15 protein-coding genes and 1 CRISPR repeat array are annotated in these 14,783 nt (G+C 42.8%); of the genes, 5 read left to right on the top strand and 10 right to left on the bottom strand.

Features of this window, described 5'->3' with window-relative positions:
- Positions 1-5: 5 nt before the first annotated feature.
- Both HNQ82_RS14460 and HNQ82_RS10500 read left to right on the top strand, forming a co-directional pair.
- A complete protein-coding gene (locus HNQ82_RS14460) occupies positions 6-200 on the top strand; it encodes a hypothetical protein (protein WP_221261125.1) in 195 nt (64 codons plus the stop codon).
- Positions 201-392: 192 nt separating this feature from the next.
- Positions 393-755 carry a hypothetical protein gene (locus HNQ82_RS10500; protein ID WP_183249430.1) on the top strand — a complete coding sequence of 121 codons (363 nt, stop codon included), beginning with the start codon at positions 393-395 and terminating at the stop codon, positions 753-755.
- Positions 756-1,033: 278 nt separating this feature from the next.
- On the opposite strand, the gene HNQ82_RS10495 is transcribed toward HNQ82_RS10500, so the two are convergent.
- From HNQ82_RS10495 to HNQ82_RS10465, 7 genes are all read right to left on the bottom strand, one after another.
- Positions 1,034-2,134, bottom strand: coding sequence for an alanine/ornithine racemase family PLP-dependent enzyme (locus HNQ82_RS10495; protein ID WP_183249428.1), 1,101 nt, complete (start codon positions 2,132-2,134; stop codon positions 1,034-1,036).
- A complete protein-coding gene (locus HNQ82_RS10490) occupies positions 2,131-3,213 on the bottom strand; it encodes an N-acetyltransferase DgcN family protein (RefSeq protein ID WP_183249427.1) in 1,083 nt (360 codons plus the stop codon). Before HNQ82_RS10490 ends, HNQ82_RS10495 begins: the two co-directional genes overlap by 4 nt.
- 395 nt (positions 3,214-3,608) lie before the next feature.
- Positions 3,609-4,460 (bottom strand): Rpn family recombination-promoting nuclease/putative transposase, encoded by an 852-nt coding sequence (locus tag HNQ82_RS10485; protein ID WP_183249425.1) that lies wholly within the window; start codon positions 4,458-4,460, stop codon positions 3,609-3,611.
- 101 nt (positions 4,461-4,561) lie between these two features.
- A complete protein-coding gene (locus HNQ82_RS10480; RefSeq protein ID WP_183249423.1) occupies positions 4,562-6,265 on the bottom strand; it encodes a two-component system sensor histidine kinase NtrB in 1,704 nt (567 codons plus the stop codon).
- Between the two features lie 177 nt (positions 6,266-6,442).
- Positions 6,443-7,858, bottom strand: coding sequence for an NAD-dependent malic enzyme (locus HNQ82_RS10475; protein WP_183249421.1), 1,416 nt, complete (start codon positions 7,856-7,858; stop codon positions 6,443-6,445).
- Between the two features lie 19 nt (positions 7,859-7,877).
- Entirely contained in the window at positions 7,878-9,290 is a 1,413-nt protein-coding gene (aspA, locus tag HNQ82_RS10470; protein ID WP_183249419.1) for an aspartate ammonia-lyase, read from the bottom strand.
- Positions 9,291-10,301: an asparaginase gene (locus HNQ82_RS10465; RefSeq protein WP_183249560.1), complete on the bottom strand. Its 1,011-nt coding sequence runs from the start codon at positions 10,299-10,301 to the stop codon at positions 9,291-9,293.
- Between the two features lie 191 nt (positions 10,302-10,492).
- Between HNQ82_RS10465 and HNQ82_RS10460 the strand changes: the two genes are divergently transcribed.
- Entirely contained in the window at positions 10,493-10,825 is a 333-nt protein-coding gene (locus HNQ82_RS10460; RefSeq protein ID WP_183249417.1) for a helix-turn-helix domain-containing protein, read from the top strand.
- Between the two features lie 14 nt (positions 10,826-10,839).
- On the opposite strand, the gene HNQ82_RS10455 is transcribed toward HNQ82_RS10460, so the two are convergent.
- Together HNQ82_RS10455 and HNQ82_RS10450 are read right to left on the bottom strand one after the other, a co-directional pair.
- Positions 10,840-11,601: a serine/threonine protein kinase gene (locus HNQ82_RS10455; RefSeq protein WP_183249415.1), complete on the bottom strand. Its 762-nt coding sequence runs from the start codon at positions 11,599-11,601 to the stop codon at positions 10,840-10,842.
- Positions 11,601-11,774, bottom strand: a complete 174-nt coding sequence (locus HNQ82_RS10450; protein WP_183249412.1) for a hypothetical protein — start codon at positions 11,772-11,774, stop codon at positions 11,601-11,603. The genes HNQ82_RS10455 and HNQ82_RS10450 overlap by 1 nt, the downstream gene beginning before the upstream one ends.
- 119 nt (positions 11,775-11,893) lie before the next feature.
- On the opposite strand from HNQ82_RS10450, the gene HNQ82_RS10445 reads away from it, so the two are divergent.
- Together HNQ82_RS10445 and HNQ82_RS10440 are read left to right on the top strand one after the other, a co-directional pair.
- Positions 11,894-12,583, top strand: coding sequence for an AzlC family ABC transporter permease (locus HNQ82_RS10445; RefSeq protein WP_183249409.1), 690 nt, complete (start codon positions 11,894-11,896; stop codon positions 12,581-12,583).
- Positions 12,573-12,875 (top strand): AzlD domain-containing protein, encoded by a 303-nt coding sequence (locus HNQ82_RS10440; RefSeq protein WP_183249407.1) that lies wholly within the window; start codon positions 12,573-12,575, stop codon positions 12,873-12,875. The genes HNQ82_RS10445 and HNQ82_RS10440 overlap by 11 nt, the downstream gene beginning before the upstream one ends.
- Before the next feature lie 30 nt (positions 12,876-12,905).
- On the opposite strand, the gene HNQ82_RS10435 is transcribed toward HNQ82_RS10440, so the two are convergent.
- Complete coding sequence (locus tag HNQ82_RS10435) at positions 12,906-13,790, bottom strand: DMT family transporter (RefSeq protein ID WP_183249405.1); 885 nt, start codon at positions 13,788-13,790, stop codon at positions 12,906-12,908.
- 338 nt (positions 13,791-14,128) lie between these two features.
- Positions 14,129-14,622: direct repeats of the CRISPR family, unit length 30 nt; unit sequence GTTTCAATTCCTTATAGGTACGATACAAAC.
- Between the last annotated feature and the right edge of the window lie 161 nt (positions 14,623-14,783).

Raw genomic sequence — 14,783 nt, 5'->3', positions numbered from 1 at the left:
CGTCGATGTTGATTTTGAAAACACCGAGCTCACCAAAGAAACAAAATACGGCAATGCGGTTGTTTTTCCCTTCGCTATCAAAAGGAAAACGATACGACATCCTTTCCTCTACCATTATGATTGCTATCCCCAACTATCCAATCTTTTCGCATGAAACCGCCTGCTTTTACATTCGTGAAGATGAAGAACAATTTCTTTAGAACAATTATCCCGAATTTCATGTATTCTCTTTATCAAAATTTATAGTAAAATGAAAGAAATACCAAAAAGAAGTGGAACAATCATGACGATATTGATGTTGTCCGCTGTCGATATTGAAGATAGGTAAACATATATTTCACCAAAGGGATTTTTCACACTATGTGTTGAAACAAATGGGAGGGGGAGCAAACATGTTAATACAACCTTTTAAAAAATATGTTGTTTTGTGCAAAGGACCTGATCAAAAAATATATCGATGGTATTTGGACGTTCAACCTAACCACAAAGCATGGAAGATTGTAAACGAGGACATAAAGGTCGGGGAAAAATTTAAAGGTTATTTCATTTTATCTATAGATGACATAACAAACGATATGTCCAATTCAAATCAAGTTCAACATAAGAAAGATCCGTTTAAGGAATTTAAAAAACCTGTTTCAATAGAACAATTTGATTTCGATTCAATTCCATCATATTCATACACATGCCAAATATGTGGCGGAGTCGTGAGAAATGATATTTGCACAACTTGTATGTTTGACTGGGATAGTTGAAAGGTAAACATGTCCTGTTTCCACTTTCGTTTCGTTCTAAGATGTCATCAACTTATTCGTTTCGCTTTGTCTCAAATCGCCAACAGTTCTGACATCGAGCACACGGGTATCGATTGTCGCTTTAGGCAGCGTCTTCGAGTTTGTCTTACAAACTTAAATCCGGCGCTGTTTTGTTATTTGTTTTCATGAGAAGTGTTGCCACCCAAAGGAGGCATTCGGACGCGGAAACGTCGTGCGCAAAGGCTATGTAAAAACCAGCGCCTCATGCGCTGGCTTGCTTACGCCGATGTTTTTGTCGGGAAACGGCTGTTTTTTTCATCCGTTTGTACATACGTTTTTTGAACGTATGGAGACGTCATAAGCGAAATCATTGCACCGTAGTCCACCGCAAAACGAAGGTGATCACCGACTTGAATGTCGGTGCGTGTCGCATCAACAATAATATGGTCGCTGCTTGATCCGATGATGTCAACGGGGGCAAGCGGTGTTAGTCCGTTGACGTGTACATCTTGGCGACCGATGCCGACAATGGCGCGTTTCATCATGCCCCGTTCTTGAAACGTCGGCGTTTCGCCAAATGCGTTGCGGCTTTGCACACCGTATGGAACAGACGGTTTCGTTTTCACTTCAATGACTTCGGCTACTAAACAAAACGCATCTTGATATAAGTTAGGGATCGCAGCGCCACGAATCGTCTCGCGTCCTAAAAAAATGGCTTCGCCTAATCGCAAATGGTTAATACATCCGACGTCTGTCGTTTGGTTTAGCCAATAATAGTTTGCGGAGTTTCCACCGGATACGTATCGTAACAATAATGAATATTCTTTTTGAATATATTTGGCGAGCGATGAAAGTTCACGCATTTTTTGATCGGTCGGGATGATGCCACCGAAGCAGGCAAAATTCGCTCCAATGCCGACGACTTGAATGTTTGGCAACGGCAAAATTTGTTCAATAAATGCCGGCACATCTGTCGGCATGACGCCTTCGCGCAAGTCGCCCATTTCAACCATGACGATGATCGCATGCGTTTTGTTTTGCTTCACCGCTTCCGCAGAGATGGCACGCACGACGTCGATTTCCGATTGGACGCTGACATCGACGTGTTGAACGACTTGGCTCACTTCGCTTAGCGCAGGCGTGCGAATAAGCATATATGTGGCTGGAATATGCGCTGATTTTAATTTTGCGATTCTCTCCACTTTCGTATCTGCTAAACTTGTAATGCCGCTATCGACGAGGGCGCGCGCAATGTGTACATCTCCGCCCACCCCTTTGACGACAGCTGTCATTTGAATCCCTTTTTCTTCGCACCATTTGTTTAACGTTGCAGCATTATGACGAATTTTCCACAAGTCAATTTCAACTCTCGGCGTCATGATACTGCCACCTCATGTTTTCGTAAAGACGGGAAATAATTGATGAGACGATCAACAACTTTATCCGCTCCATATTTTAATACATCGGTCACAGGCATATGGAATTTTCGTTCGTATTCGTCAATTGTTTGTTTTAGTTCTTCATCTGTCATCCCTTCATGATTTAACGTAATCGCAACGACTTTCGTCTTTCCGAAATGTTCAATTAACGCAATTTCGCTTTCCACTGTCGGCATCTCAACAAACGGGAAGTCACCAAGCACTTTTCGCTTCGGCGGATGTTGTAAAATAACGGCTTGCGGCCGCGCCCCTTTTAAAATGCCAGCCGAGCTCACGTAAGCTGGGTGACTAAGCGCTCCTTGTCCTTCTACGATAATAATGTCCGGTCGCTCTGTTTCATATGCGCGCACGATTTCCCGCTCAAGTTCGCCGATCATATATTGAAGCGGAAACGCGTCCATCGCAAAGCCGTACGACGCACCTTGAATTAACCCTGTTTGTCCTGTCGCAACGAATGCCGTTTTATAACCGCGCTTTTGCATTTCTTTTGCGACGATCATCGCCGTCGTTCGTTTCCCGCATGCGCCATCTGTCCCAAGCACCGCCACAATTGGCGCTTTCACTTGCAAAATGCGTCCCGTAAACAACGTCCATTCTTTTTTCGGACGCGGTTTGCGAACGTCGCGAATCGTTACCCCGTAGCGTTTCGCCATCGTCATCATTTCTTCATCTTCTGTTAAAAACTCTTGAAGTGGATTAATGATGTGCATGCCTGCTTCCATCGCTTCGATAATCACTTGGCGTTCTTCTTTTTTGAGAAAAGCGTTCGCTGGAGCAATTCCTAAGATGAAGTAGTTTGGTTTTTCTTTTGCGGAGGTCATTGCATCTTGAAGACTTTTACAAATCGGAATGCCGTTTTTCTTTTGATCAAGCACCTCGCCGGCATCTTGACCAGCTTTTGTCGAATCAATGACCGCAACGATCTCATACAACCCCGAATCGCGCACAAGTCCATTTGCTGTTTTTCCATCCATGGAACCAAATTGATGTTCACAATACACAATGGCGTATTTCTTCATCAGAAATCCCTCCATTTCTTTGTGAAATCAATGTCTCCATGAAAAAAACATCTCACTTTACCACAATCGGAAAGAAAGATGTCCTCTACTTTTTATTATAACGAATTTTGAAGAAAAAGTAAAATAGTACCTATCAAACCTATACGAAAAAAGCCAACGTCTAGCACGCTGACGTGTTTATTCCTCATAGGCATGATACAAATCGAATAAGTCCGAGCGAACGATACATTCCATCCTTTGCACAATACAACCATAAAAAGTGCCAATGCATCAACACGCGGAAAAGCTATACACCATCATCACACATCCGAAAATTCGGTTCATTTCCTTGATAATTGTCGTCAATCTCCCGGAGTGTTCATAAAACGGGAGATCGACGATAATGAGCAAACAACTTATTCTTTTTCCAATAGCTGTTTCACTTCTTCTTCCGCAAGGTCTGTGACGTTCGCAATGTCTTTTGCACTCATTCCTTTTCTCGCCATCGTTTGTACAAGACGTTTCATCCCTTCTTCCCTTCCTTTTTCCAACGCCTTTTGTTCATACGAAATAATAAGTTCCAACACTTGTTCTTTTTCTTTCGTCTCCATTTCATTCACCTCGCTTCGCAGTCTTCGTTCTTCTTCATCTGATAGTTTTACATATGTTTCAAAAAAGCCAAACAACAACCGTTGTTTCGCTTCGTCTAATTCCATTCGGACAAGCATGCGTAAAAATTGTTTTTTCAACTCTACCCGTTCACTTTCAGTATACCCCATTTTACTTAGTAGTGTAGCGGCGATCGGGTTGTCTTGACGAATGTAGTTTCGCGAGTTTTGTTTACGAAGTTCCACAGTGAAAAAATGAAAATCAAGCACATGACCAAACGGAAATTGGAGGGTAAATGTCGATGGTTCATCGCGGATCGTATCGTAGCTAAAGACGGCAATCGGTACGATATGTTTACGGTGTTTTTCAAACAAACGGCTAAAATAAATAAACATTCGTTCAGGAAACGATGGTTGGACGTAGCTTTGGTTTTCGATATGGACAATAATTAGGCTATCCTCCCCTTTCAATTTCGTTTCGACCAACAAATCAACGCGATACTTCTCCCCTGCCGTTACATCGGTAAACAGCTCCTCCGACAAAAACGATACGTGTTGAAAGTCGATATGCTCATGCATCGTTGGGAAAAAGAGAACGATAAACTCCTCAAAAAACGTTTGAATTAACTCTTTAAACAGACGATCGTGATCAATGGACATACATTCACCTCGCATACTTTTTTTGACGTTTTTATTCGACAACATCAGCCATTTCCCTGCATAGCTATATAAAAAAGCCAACGTCTAGCACGCTGGCTTTTTTATCGCCCAATCGGCAAGCTGATAACAAACGTCGTTCCTTTCTCCGAACTATCATGAAGCGCAATCGTTCCGCCATGGTTTTCGATAATTCGCTTCACAATCGTTAATCCTAAGCCTGTGCCCGATGATTTCGTCGTCATAAACGGTTCAAAAATCGTCTTTTGCATCTCTTTGGGAATTCCGCGGCCGGAGTCGTAAATATACATATTGTACGTCTCATTCACATCGGAATACATGCAAATCGTGCCGTTTTCTTCAATAGCTTCGATGCTGTTGTGCAGTAGATTGTATAACACTTGCATCATTTGTTTCGGATCGATCCATAACGGAACCCGATCCAGACGAACGTGAACAGCGATTTTTTTTGTTTCACATGTGTGCTGCAGCAAAGAAAGAAGATCTTGAACGATCGTTTCCATGTACGTCTCTTTTAACATCGGTGCGCTCGGCTTTGCAATGAGAAGCATATCTTCGACAATCGCGTTAATGCGGTCAATTTCTTTTAATAAAAGTGGAATGTGATATTGTTCGCGCTCGTTTTCCGCTAAATTTTCATCCATAAACGCTAAAAAGCCATGAATGACCGTAAGCGGATTGCGAATTTCATGCGCCGCTTTCGCCGCCATCTCCCCAACTAACGCCAATTTTTCCGATTGATGTATTCGCTTCGTTAGCTCTTCCATTTCGGTGATGTCTAAAAAGAAAATAGTACGCCCCACCTTCTCACCATATAAATTAAGCAAATTCGATTGAGACGCTAAAAATATTTTTTTCTTCTCATCTTTTTCATACGGTACCTTTACTTGCTGAAATGGATCACGGTGAATGAAAAGATTCCAAAATAGAGCGTTTTTTTCACTTTCCCTTTCCTGCTCGATCATTTGTTTCATTTCTTTTTTATCTAAATCGAGCAACATCGCAGCGGAATCGTTAATAAAATTATTCGATGTCGATTCATCAATTGTCACAATTCCGATTGGCAACGAATTCAGCAACTGTTCAATATACGTTTTGTCATTCGCCGCTTTTTCATATAAACGTCCATATTGTCTAAAAGCTAAAGATAATAACAAACCAATAGCTGTAAACAGTAAAATCCCAAAATATTCATTTAATAAAAGAAGACTGACTAACACTAAGGACGTTAGTAGTGTAACACCATAAGTAAAAAGCCACTCATTTAACATCTCCATCAAAATATGTCTAACGCTAGAAGAAGAGGAAAGTGAAAAAAACCCTATGATTAATAACATGTTTATGGTGGAATAAACAATTAAAGAAAATAAGTACGCATCGAGAAAGTGAATCGAAAAAGAACCACTTTCTCCTCCAAGCATGACAAAAGAATAATAAGCCCCAACAATCATGCATGTATACATCGCAAAATTACATACATGTTTCCACCAAGCCATCTTCTTTTCGTGAAAAAGATATGTTGGAATCATACTTAATAACAACACCATTAATGATGTTTCTAATCCATATACGAAGATGGTAGCTAAATAAATTGTTGAGTCTAGTGAAAAGGCATTCCCTTTCGGGGGAAGATGGACAATGTAAATACTTAACAAAATCGTCGAACCAGAAAGTAAAAGCAACAATCCCCATTGTTGTACTATATGTTCAAACGGCCATATATACAAAAATAAGGCACACCCAATTACAGCGACGAACGTTGCATACAGTGCATATAATCGTTTCATAAAATATATTCACCTATCATGTCATGTTCTAACTCTCTCATTCTATTCTAAACACAATCAAGAAGCAACGAGGCTCTATTTAAAAAAATAACCGATGAAGGCTGAGGAGGTAAATAAGAAAGGAGTGACATGGGCGGAAAAGGTTAACAAAAAACATGGCGTCATTGCGCCATGTTTTTATCGAAACATCATATCGTCTTTACGGGCGACGCCTGTTTTGTATGCGGCTTTCATGACGGCTTCGCGCACGCGTTCAGCGACTTTGTTGTTAAAGACGCTTGGGATGATGTACGTTTCGCTTAATTCTTCGTCGGTGACGACAGAGGCGATCGCTTGGGCGGCAGCGAGTTTCATTTCTTCGTTAATTTCGATGGCGCGGCAGTCCAACGCTCCGCGGAAAATGCCTGGGAAACAAAGAACGTTATTAATTTGGTTCGGATAGTCTGAACGTCCTGTCGCCATGACACGAACGTACGGTTCCGCAAGCTCTGGATCAATTTCTGGAACCGGGTTTGCCATCGCAAAAACGATTGGATCTTTCGCCATGTTTTTTACATCTTCTACTTTTAAAATGCCTGGAGCAGATACGCCGATAAATACGTCCGCGCCGACGATGACATCCGAAAGCGAACCGCTTATATTTTCTGGGTTTGTCAGTTGCGCATATTCATTCCAATACGGATTGTCGTATTGCACCCCGCGATGAATCGCCCCTTGGCGATCGACGCCGATAATGTTTTTTACGCCAGCCGCAAGCAACATTTTCGTGCAAGCAATGCCTGCTGCGCCGATGCCTGTTAATACAACTTTAATCTCTTCAATCTTTTTATCTACAATTTTTAATGCATTTAATAGCCCCGCGAGTAAAACGACAGCTGTGCCGTGCTGGTCGTCGTGGAAAACAGGAATGTCGAGCTCTTGTTTCAATCGCTCTTCAATTTCAAAACAACGCGGCGCAGCAATGTCTTCTAAGTTAATACCACCAAACGCTGGGGCAATCGCTTTGACGATTTGTACAATTTCATCTGTATCCTTCGTATCTAAACAAATCGGAAACGCATCGACGCCAGCGAGTTGTTTAAACAACATTGCCTTTCCTTCCATGACAGGCATCGCCGCATACGGTCCAATATCGCCAAGTCCTAATACAGCTGTTCCGTCTGAAATAACCGCCACTGTATTTCGTTTAATCGTTAACGAATACGCCTTCGTTGGATCTTCCGCAATCGCTGTACATACGCGCGCCACTCCCGGCGTATACACGCGCGCTAAATCGTCACGCGTTTTAATCGGAACTTTTGATTTCACTTCAATTTTTCCACCGATATGCATTAAAAACGTGCGGTCAGATACGTGAATGACTTTCACACCTGTTGTTTTTCGCAACGTATCGACGACAACGTCCGCATGTTTCGAGTCAAGGACGCTCACCGTAATGTCGCGCACCGTATGTGTTTTGCTTGAAGAAATGACGTCGATGCCGACAATATCTCCTCCTGCTTGTCCAATCGCTGTAGCAATGTCGCTAAAAGAGACGACATGTTTGGCAAATTGTAGTCGAATCGTAATGTGCATGTTTGCTCCGCTTGACATGTTGTAACCTTCCTTTTCATCAATGTTTACCAGCAATGCCCGGACTTGTCATGGCATACGGGTCTAAAATATCATGTAATTGCTTTTCATTCAACAAATCATACTCGATGCATAATTCACGCACCGATTTTCCCGTACGAAGCGCTTCTTTTGCGACGCGCGATGCCGCTTCGTAGCCGATGTACGGATTGACGGCTGTGATGACGCCGATGCTGTTTTCAACATGTTGCTTCATTCGTTCTTCATTCGCCTCAATGCCGGCTAAACAATAATCTGTAAACACGCGAAACACGTTGTCCATCATATGAAGCGACTGAAGCAAATTAAATACGAGCACAGGCTCCATCACATTTAACTCAAGCTGTCCTGCTTCTGAGGCTAAACAAATCGTTTGGTCGTTGCCAATCACTTGAAACGCCACTTGATTGACGACTTCCGCCATGACCGGATTTACTTTTCCCGGCATAATGGACGAGCCGGGTTGACGAGCAGGCAATTTAATTTCCCCAAGCCCTGCGCGCGGACCAGAAGCCATGAGACGAAGGTCGTTTGCGATTTTTGACATATTGATCATGCATATTTTTAAAGCGGCCGACACTTCCGTATATGCATCGGTATTTTGCGTCGCATCAACAAGATGTTCCGCCCGTACAAGCGGCAAGTTCGTCAACTGAACGAGATGAAAAATGACGCGCTCAATATATATCGGATCGGCATTTAATCCCGTGCCTACCGCCGTTGCGCCGATATTCACTTCATATAAATGTTGGCGCGATTTGGCAATGCGTTCGATATCGCGTTTTACAACGCGGCGATATGCTTCAAATTCTTGACCGAGACGAATCGGAACAGCATCTTGTAAATGCGTCCGCCCCATTTTAATGACATGATCAAACTGTTTCGCTTTTTCGGCAAACACATCGTGCATATGTTCCATCGTCTCAAGCAATTTGTTCACCATATTTAATACGGCGATATGAATCGCTGTCGGAAACGCATCGTTTGTCGATTGCGACATGTTTACATGCGTATTCGGACTAATGATATGATAATTCCCTTTCCGCTCTCCTAGCCATTCAAGTGCGCGATTCGCGATCACTTCGTTCGTATTCATATTAATCGACGTGCCTGCGCCACCTTGAATCGGATCGACGATAAATTGATCGTGCCATTGTCCCGCGATAATTTCTTCCGCCGCTTTCACAATCGCTTCACCGATGCGCATATCGAGCTGTCCTGTTTCCATATTCGCAAGCGCTGCTGCTTTTTTTACGACCGCCATCGCTTGAATAAGCTCCCGATGCAAACGGTAGCCGGTAATCGGAAAATTTTCCGCCGCACGCATCGTTTGAATGCCGTAATACGCATCGTATGGAATTTCTTTTTCGCCAAGCAAATCTCGTTCAAGTCGTACTGCTTTCGTTTGCATCATTTACGCATCCCAACCTTCTTCATGTTTTTCTGTCATGTCATTGGCGATTGGCGTTTCCATCATTTTTTTCACTTCAAGGACGTTCGTCGTTTTTCCTAACGCCCACATGAGCTTCGGTACGATCGCTTCCGTATTCATATCTCCTGATAAAATGACTGTATTTTGCGCGACTTTTCGTCCGACTTCATATAATGTTAAATCTTCTCCTTCTTCTAAACATTGCGTCGTAATGACGACCGCCATGCCATCGTCGATCAGTTCCTTTATTTTCGGCAATAAATTGCGTCCCTGAAACGGCACGCCGCCGCTACCGAAACTTTCAATAATGACGCCACGATATAAATGGCGAATGTAATCGAATATTTCTGGCTTTGTCCCTGGATGAAGCTTCAATAAAAACACATCCGGGCAAAGCGAAGAATCAAACTGCACATGCCCATTCGGTTGTTGGAGTTCATATTGGTAATCGATCGTTTCCCGATGAATGTAAGCAACGTACGGATGGTTAATGCTTTCAAACGCATCATAGCTTTTCGTCCGCATTTTGACCGCTCGCGTTCCTAAAATGACGCGCCCATCGAAGACGACGAACACGCCGCCGACGTCTTCACACGCAAAACGAAGCGCATCGCGTATATTTTTTTTCGCATCCGTCTTCGGAAAACCAATCGGCACTTGTGAACCGGTCAATACAATCGGTTTCTTGCTGTTTTGAATCATATATGACAACGCAGCTGCCGTATAAGCCATCGTATCCGTTCCGTGTGTGACGACAAATCCGTCATAGCTGTCATAATGTGCATAAATCGCCTTTGCGATATCGCACCAATGTTCCGGTTGCATATTCGTGCTGTCGATGTTCATTAAAATTTGACTATGTAACCGGTACGGCTGATTTTCAATCGTAATATAGCTCGTCAATTCTTCTGCCGTCAGCTTCGGCGTCAATCCTTCTTCGCTCGGCACTGAAGCAATCGTGCCGCCGGTCGCAAGCAACAAAATATTTTTCATCATCGTCACCTCAAATATGGCGATTTTAAGTCATCTATTGTATTCTTTGTGTCATGTAGTGTAAACTATAAATAAAATTGTTCGCGATTCGCGTACCTTTATTTCAATTATATGCAGAAAAAAAGAAAATAACAAGCACTTTTATTCGTTTCGCGAACAACGTGAGAAGAACGATAAAGGAGAGAAACACGATGATTTCAAAGCGATTGTCGGAGCTGAGAAAAAAGAAGCAATGGTCGTTGCAATATATTGCCGATCAGCTCAATATTGCGAAAAGTACGTACGCCGGCTATGAATCGGGCTACCGCCAGCCGTCACTCGAAGCAGTGAAAGAACTCGCCGTCTTGTTTGGCACAACAACGGATTATTTGCTTGGGGTAACAGATAAAGAACAACCAACCATTGAGCTAACTCATCTCACGTTTCATATGACAATAGACGGCGAACCAGTAACGGAAGACGAAATCATTCAACTGATTGCATTCATTCGTACCAAACGTGAACTTGAGAAACATAAAAAATAGGCGTCATAAAACGCCTACTGAACGACATATGCGACATCGCGCGCTAGCTGTTCAACGGATGCATACGGCACATCAAGTTGCAACATACGCCGCAACACGCCACGCGCGTCCTCAGTGAGCAACAATTCGTCTTCCCAGCTTTTTTCTTCTTCCTCCATCGGTTCATAGGAAGAATACAATAAAAACAATAAAAAATGGCCGAGAGCGTATATGTCGCTTTTCACATCAATCGTTCGTCTAAGTCGTTGTTCGACCGTCAAAAACGATTCATCTTGTTCATGTAAAAAACGCGCAAGCCCAAAATCAAGCACATATACAATCCCATCGCGAAAGACGATATTCGGAATGCGCAAATCGCGATGAACGATTTGCTTTGCGTGAATGTATTGAATGACAGGCAACACATCCGAAAGCAACGAAAACGCTTCTTTTTCCCCGTACGTTTGTTTTTTATCAAAAATGAGCGTCTCGATCGTATCCCCTTCTATATATTCCATAACAAGATGCGGAACGTTGTTTGTTTCAAACGAATCGTACAATTTCGGAATTTGCGGATGATCGAGCTGCTTTAAAATGAGCGCTTCTCGTTCAAACGATGCACGCCGCTTTTTTCGTTTCGTGCGTTTCATTTGCTTTAACACGACACGTTCGGTCGTCTGTTCATCGCGCGCTACATACGCCACACCGTAACTTCCTTCTCCAAGCTGCATCTCAATCACATACCGTCCATTCACGACTGTGCCTTCCCGATACGGCTTTTGAAACAAATGAATCATTAGCTGCTAAAAAAGCTTGAGAATACGCTACGGCTATGATGTTTTTTCTTATAATGCTTATAGCCGTACTGTGATGGATGGCGATGCGGACGGTACGTATAACGATCGCTGCTGCTGTAACGACGCTTATGCATGTTTTTATTCAAAAGAAGGTCTAGTAACTTTTTAAGCATGGGAATCATTCCTTTCATGTCCATTGACTTACTATACGATAGAAAATACAAGAAGTTTCATCTTTTCACTTGCGAAATAGAAAAAATTTTATGAAAATACAAAAGAAGGGGGGATACACATGTTTCGTCATGGTGTTAAAGCAGGAATCGCGATTGCGATTGGATACGCACCTGTTGCGCTTACGTTCGGTTTGTTAGCAAAATCCACAGGTCTTTCCATCATCGAAACGACGCTCATGAGCATGATCGTATTTGCGGGGGCGGCGCAATACATTTCGCTCAATTTACTTTCTCTTGGCACAGGCGCATTTGAAATCATTTTCACGACATTTATTTTAAACATTCGCCATTTTTTAATGTCGGCATCCTTGAATGAAAAGGCGGAACACGATGCACTTTGGAAAAAAGCGTTATACGCATTCGGCATAACAGACGAAACGTTTTCTGTCGCTGCGATGAAAGAAGGATCGGTTTGTGCTTCGTATATGTTCGGACTTATTTTCATTTCCTACAGCAGCTGGGTCGTCAACTCTGCCATCGGACATATCGTCGGCGCGTATTTGCCAGAAAACGTACAACTAAGTTTATCTGTTGCCCTTTATGCGATGTTTGTCGGGCTGTTAGTTCCTGCCATCAAAACCGAACGAAAAGCGCTTTGGCTGGCTGTGAGTGCCGGGCTCATCAACTGTACACTTTTATTATGGCTTCACGTTCCAAAAGGATGGGCGATCGTTATCGCAACGATTTTGTCAGCGATATTCGTTCAATGGGCGATGGAAAGAAGAGAGGGGACAACGTATGCGCAGTGACATCATGTTTATCATTCTCGGCATGGGCATCGTCACATACATTCCGCGCATGCTGCCGTTGACTGTTTTTCACCGTATCAACTTACCGCCTTTTTGGCGCGGTGTATTGCGCAACGTCCCATACGCCACGCTCGGCGCTTTAATCATTCCAGGCATTTTTCTTATCCAAGATGATCCGTGGTTTGGCATCCTCGGCTTTGTAAGTGCCGTACTGGCTTCATGGCTCGGCGCTAACGTCATGATCGTCGTTTTCGTATGTGTGCTTGTTTTAACGGTGTATACAATGTTGTAAAAGCCCTTGCGCATGCACAAGGGCTCATTGTTATACATCCGATGGCTTCCTCTCAAACACCGCAACAATAACTCCAACGATAATGAATGCTCCACCAATCCAAAATGAAACATGTAATTGCTCATGTAAAAACAGCCAGCCGAACAGCGAGCCAACGAGCGGCTGAAAAAAGAAAAAGAGCGAACCGACGCTAGCATCCATCATTTCCATCCCTTTATTCCAAAGAAAAAACGCCCCTGCGGTTGACACCACACCAAGATAAATGATCCCAAGCAAAACAGGAAACGAATATGTGATAGCCGTCGCTTGCCACCATTCCCATACCATCCATGGCGTTGTGCCAATGAAAGCAACAAAAATCGCATAAGTCGTAATGACTAACACGGACAAGCGAGCCGATGCGATTTTAACGAGCACCGATAAAAGCGCCCACGTGACTGCCGCTCCGACAAGTAATACATTTCCGAAAAAGGACGTCGTCTCTTCCCGACCAAATCCAACGACAACGACAACTCCTGCCGTCGCAAGCAAAAGCGCACTTAGTTTTCGTAACGTCATCGCTTCATTTAACATCCAACGAGCAAAAATAACGATAAACGCAGGCGTTGCCGAAGTAATAAGCGAAGCCGTATGCGCATCCGACCATTTCGTGCCGAGAAACTGCAACGAAATGGAAACGACATACCCAACGATTCCAATGGATATGATATGCTTCCAATCTTCTTTTTCTTTTGGCGCCGGAATGCGTTGCACTCGTAAAATTGCCCATAACACAAAAAAAGCAATCGCATAACGAAGCCATACAAGCGTCAATGGCGGAACATAATCGAGCACATATTTACTCACAACATACATGCCACCCCAAATGCTCGCCGCAAGCGATAAATACAACGAACCGAAAAATGTTTGTCTCATCTTCTTTCCCCCGTCTTTTTCTCATTCTCTACAAGACGGAACGAACCCCTGCTCCGTCTTAGAAACAAACGACGGGCTGATCGTTTTCAAATAAATAGATGTACATCATCTTCCCTCCTATACGATCGTTATTTTTTTATTGTATCAAATATGTTTGATTTTTCTATACATTTTCCAACTACCATGAAGAATAAAAAAGAAAAAGCTCACATCTTTCGTGAACTTTTTCTTCATTTTCTCCTCTTGAACATCTAAAAACCGACATACCCAGCGCCGAATATCACTCATCGGTACGATACAAACTTGCTCGTCATCGCGGAACACAATTTCCGAGATGAGTTTCAATTCCTTATAGGTACGATACAAACGGAATTACGCATTTTGCTTTTGGAACTTGCAGACGAGTTTCAATTCCTTATAGGTACGATACAAACTGTGCGATGAGATGGCACTTGGCGACAGATGAGCAACGTTTCAATTCCTTATAGGTACGATACAAACTTCATTTCCTCATTCGGTTTATACCCCTTGTACCAGTTTCAATTCCTTATAGGTACGATACAAACAAGAAATAAGAGCGAGTTCATATGATTGAATTTCAATGTTTCAATTCCTTATAGGTACGATACAAACTTAAACAAAACTTTAAAAGCAGTCACTCTGAAGAGTGTTTCAATTCCTTATAGGTACGATACAAACTCTATGCGTACAAGTGGTATCAAACGAAATTGCCCGGTTTCAATTCCTTATAGGTACGATACAAACTTGACATTGCCGATCGCCTTCATAATCTCTGCATGAAGTTTCAATTCCTTATAGGTACGATACAAACCCCAAAAAGTGTTGATAAATCAATGTGTGGAAAAGCTATATAACAACATTATACATACATCCGAAAATTCAGTCAATAGTCTCCATGCGTTGATACGTCTAAAAAACTTGCAAAAAGCAAACTGTCGTCGATCCCCCGGGGTTTTTGCAAGATTGGAGGTC

Origin of the sequence: Anoxybacillus tengchongensis, assembly GCF_014201585.1 — a bacterium.
GTDB lineage: Bacteria > Bacillota > Bacilli > Bacillales > Anoxybacillaceae > Anoxybacillus > Anoxybacillus tengchongensis.
Note: the sequence above shows the minus strand (reverse complement) of the source record. Positions and strands in the feature narration are given on the sequence as shown.

Excerpts from the sequence above, each read along its gene's own strand:
- HNQ82_RS14460 (WP_221261125.1), top strand. The coding sequence starts at position 6 with ATGTTGATTTTGAAAACACCGAGCTCACCAAAGAAACAAAATACGGCA.
- HNQ82_RS10500 (WP_183249430.1), top strand. The coding sequence starts at position 393 with ATGTTAATACAACCTTTTAAAAAATATGTTGTTTTGTGCAAAGGACCT.
- HNQ82_RS10495 (WP_183249428.1), bottom strand. The coding sequence starts at position 2,134 with ATGACGCCGAGAGTTGAAATTGACTTGTGGAAAATTCGTCATAATGCT.
- HNQ82_RS10490 (WP_183249427.1), bottom strand. The coding sequence starts at position 3,213 with ATGAAGAAATACGCCATTGTGTATTGTGAACATCAATTTGGTTCCATG.
- HNQ82_RS10485 (WP_183249425.1), bottom strand. The coding sequence starts at position 4,460 with ATGTCCATTGATCACGATCGTCTGTTTAAAGAGTTAATTCAAACGTTT.
- HNQ82_RS10480 (WP_183249423.1), bottom strand. The coding sequence starts at position 6,265 with ATGAAACGATTATATGCACTGTATGCAACGTTCGTCGCTGTAATTGGG.
- HNQ82_RS10475 (WP_183249421.1), bottom strand. The coding sequence starts at position 7,858 with ATGTCAAGCGGAGCAAACATGCACATTACGATTCGACTACAATTTGCC.
- aspA (WP_183249419.1), bottom strand. The coding sequence starts at position 9,290 with ATGATGCAAACGAAAGCAGTACGACTTGAACGAGATTTGCTTGGCGAA.
- HNQ82_RS10465 (WP_183249560.1), bottom strand. The coding sequence starts at position 10,301 with ATGAAAAATATTTTGTTGCTTGCGACCGGCGGCACGATTGCTTCAGTG.
- HNQ82_RS10460 (WP_183249417.1), top strand. The coding sequence starts at position 10,493 with ATGATTTCAAAGCGATTGTCGGAGCTGAGAAAAAAGAAGCAATGGTCG.
- HNQ82_RS10455 (WP_183249415.1), bottom strand. The coding sequence starts at position 11,601 with ATGATTCATTTGTTTCAAAAGCCGTATCGGGAAGGCACAGTCGTGAAT.
- HNQ82_RS10450 (WP_183249412.1), bottom strand. The coding sequence starts at position 11,774 with ATGCTTAAAAAGTTACTAGACCTTCTTTTGAATAAAAACATGCATAAG.
- HNQ82_RS10445 (WP_183249409.1), top strand. The coding sequence starts at position 11,894 with ATGTTTCGTCATGGTGTTAAAGCAGGAATCGCGATTGCGATTGGATAC.
- HNQ82_RS10440 (WP_183249407.1), top strand. The coding sequence starts at position 12,573 with ATGCGCAGTGACATCATGTTTATCATTCTCGGCATGGGCATCGTCACA.
- HNQ82_RS10435 (WP_183249405.1), bottom strand. The coding sequence starts at position 13,790 with ATGAGACAAACATTTTTCGGTTCGTTGTATTTATCGCTTGCGGCGAGC.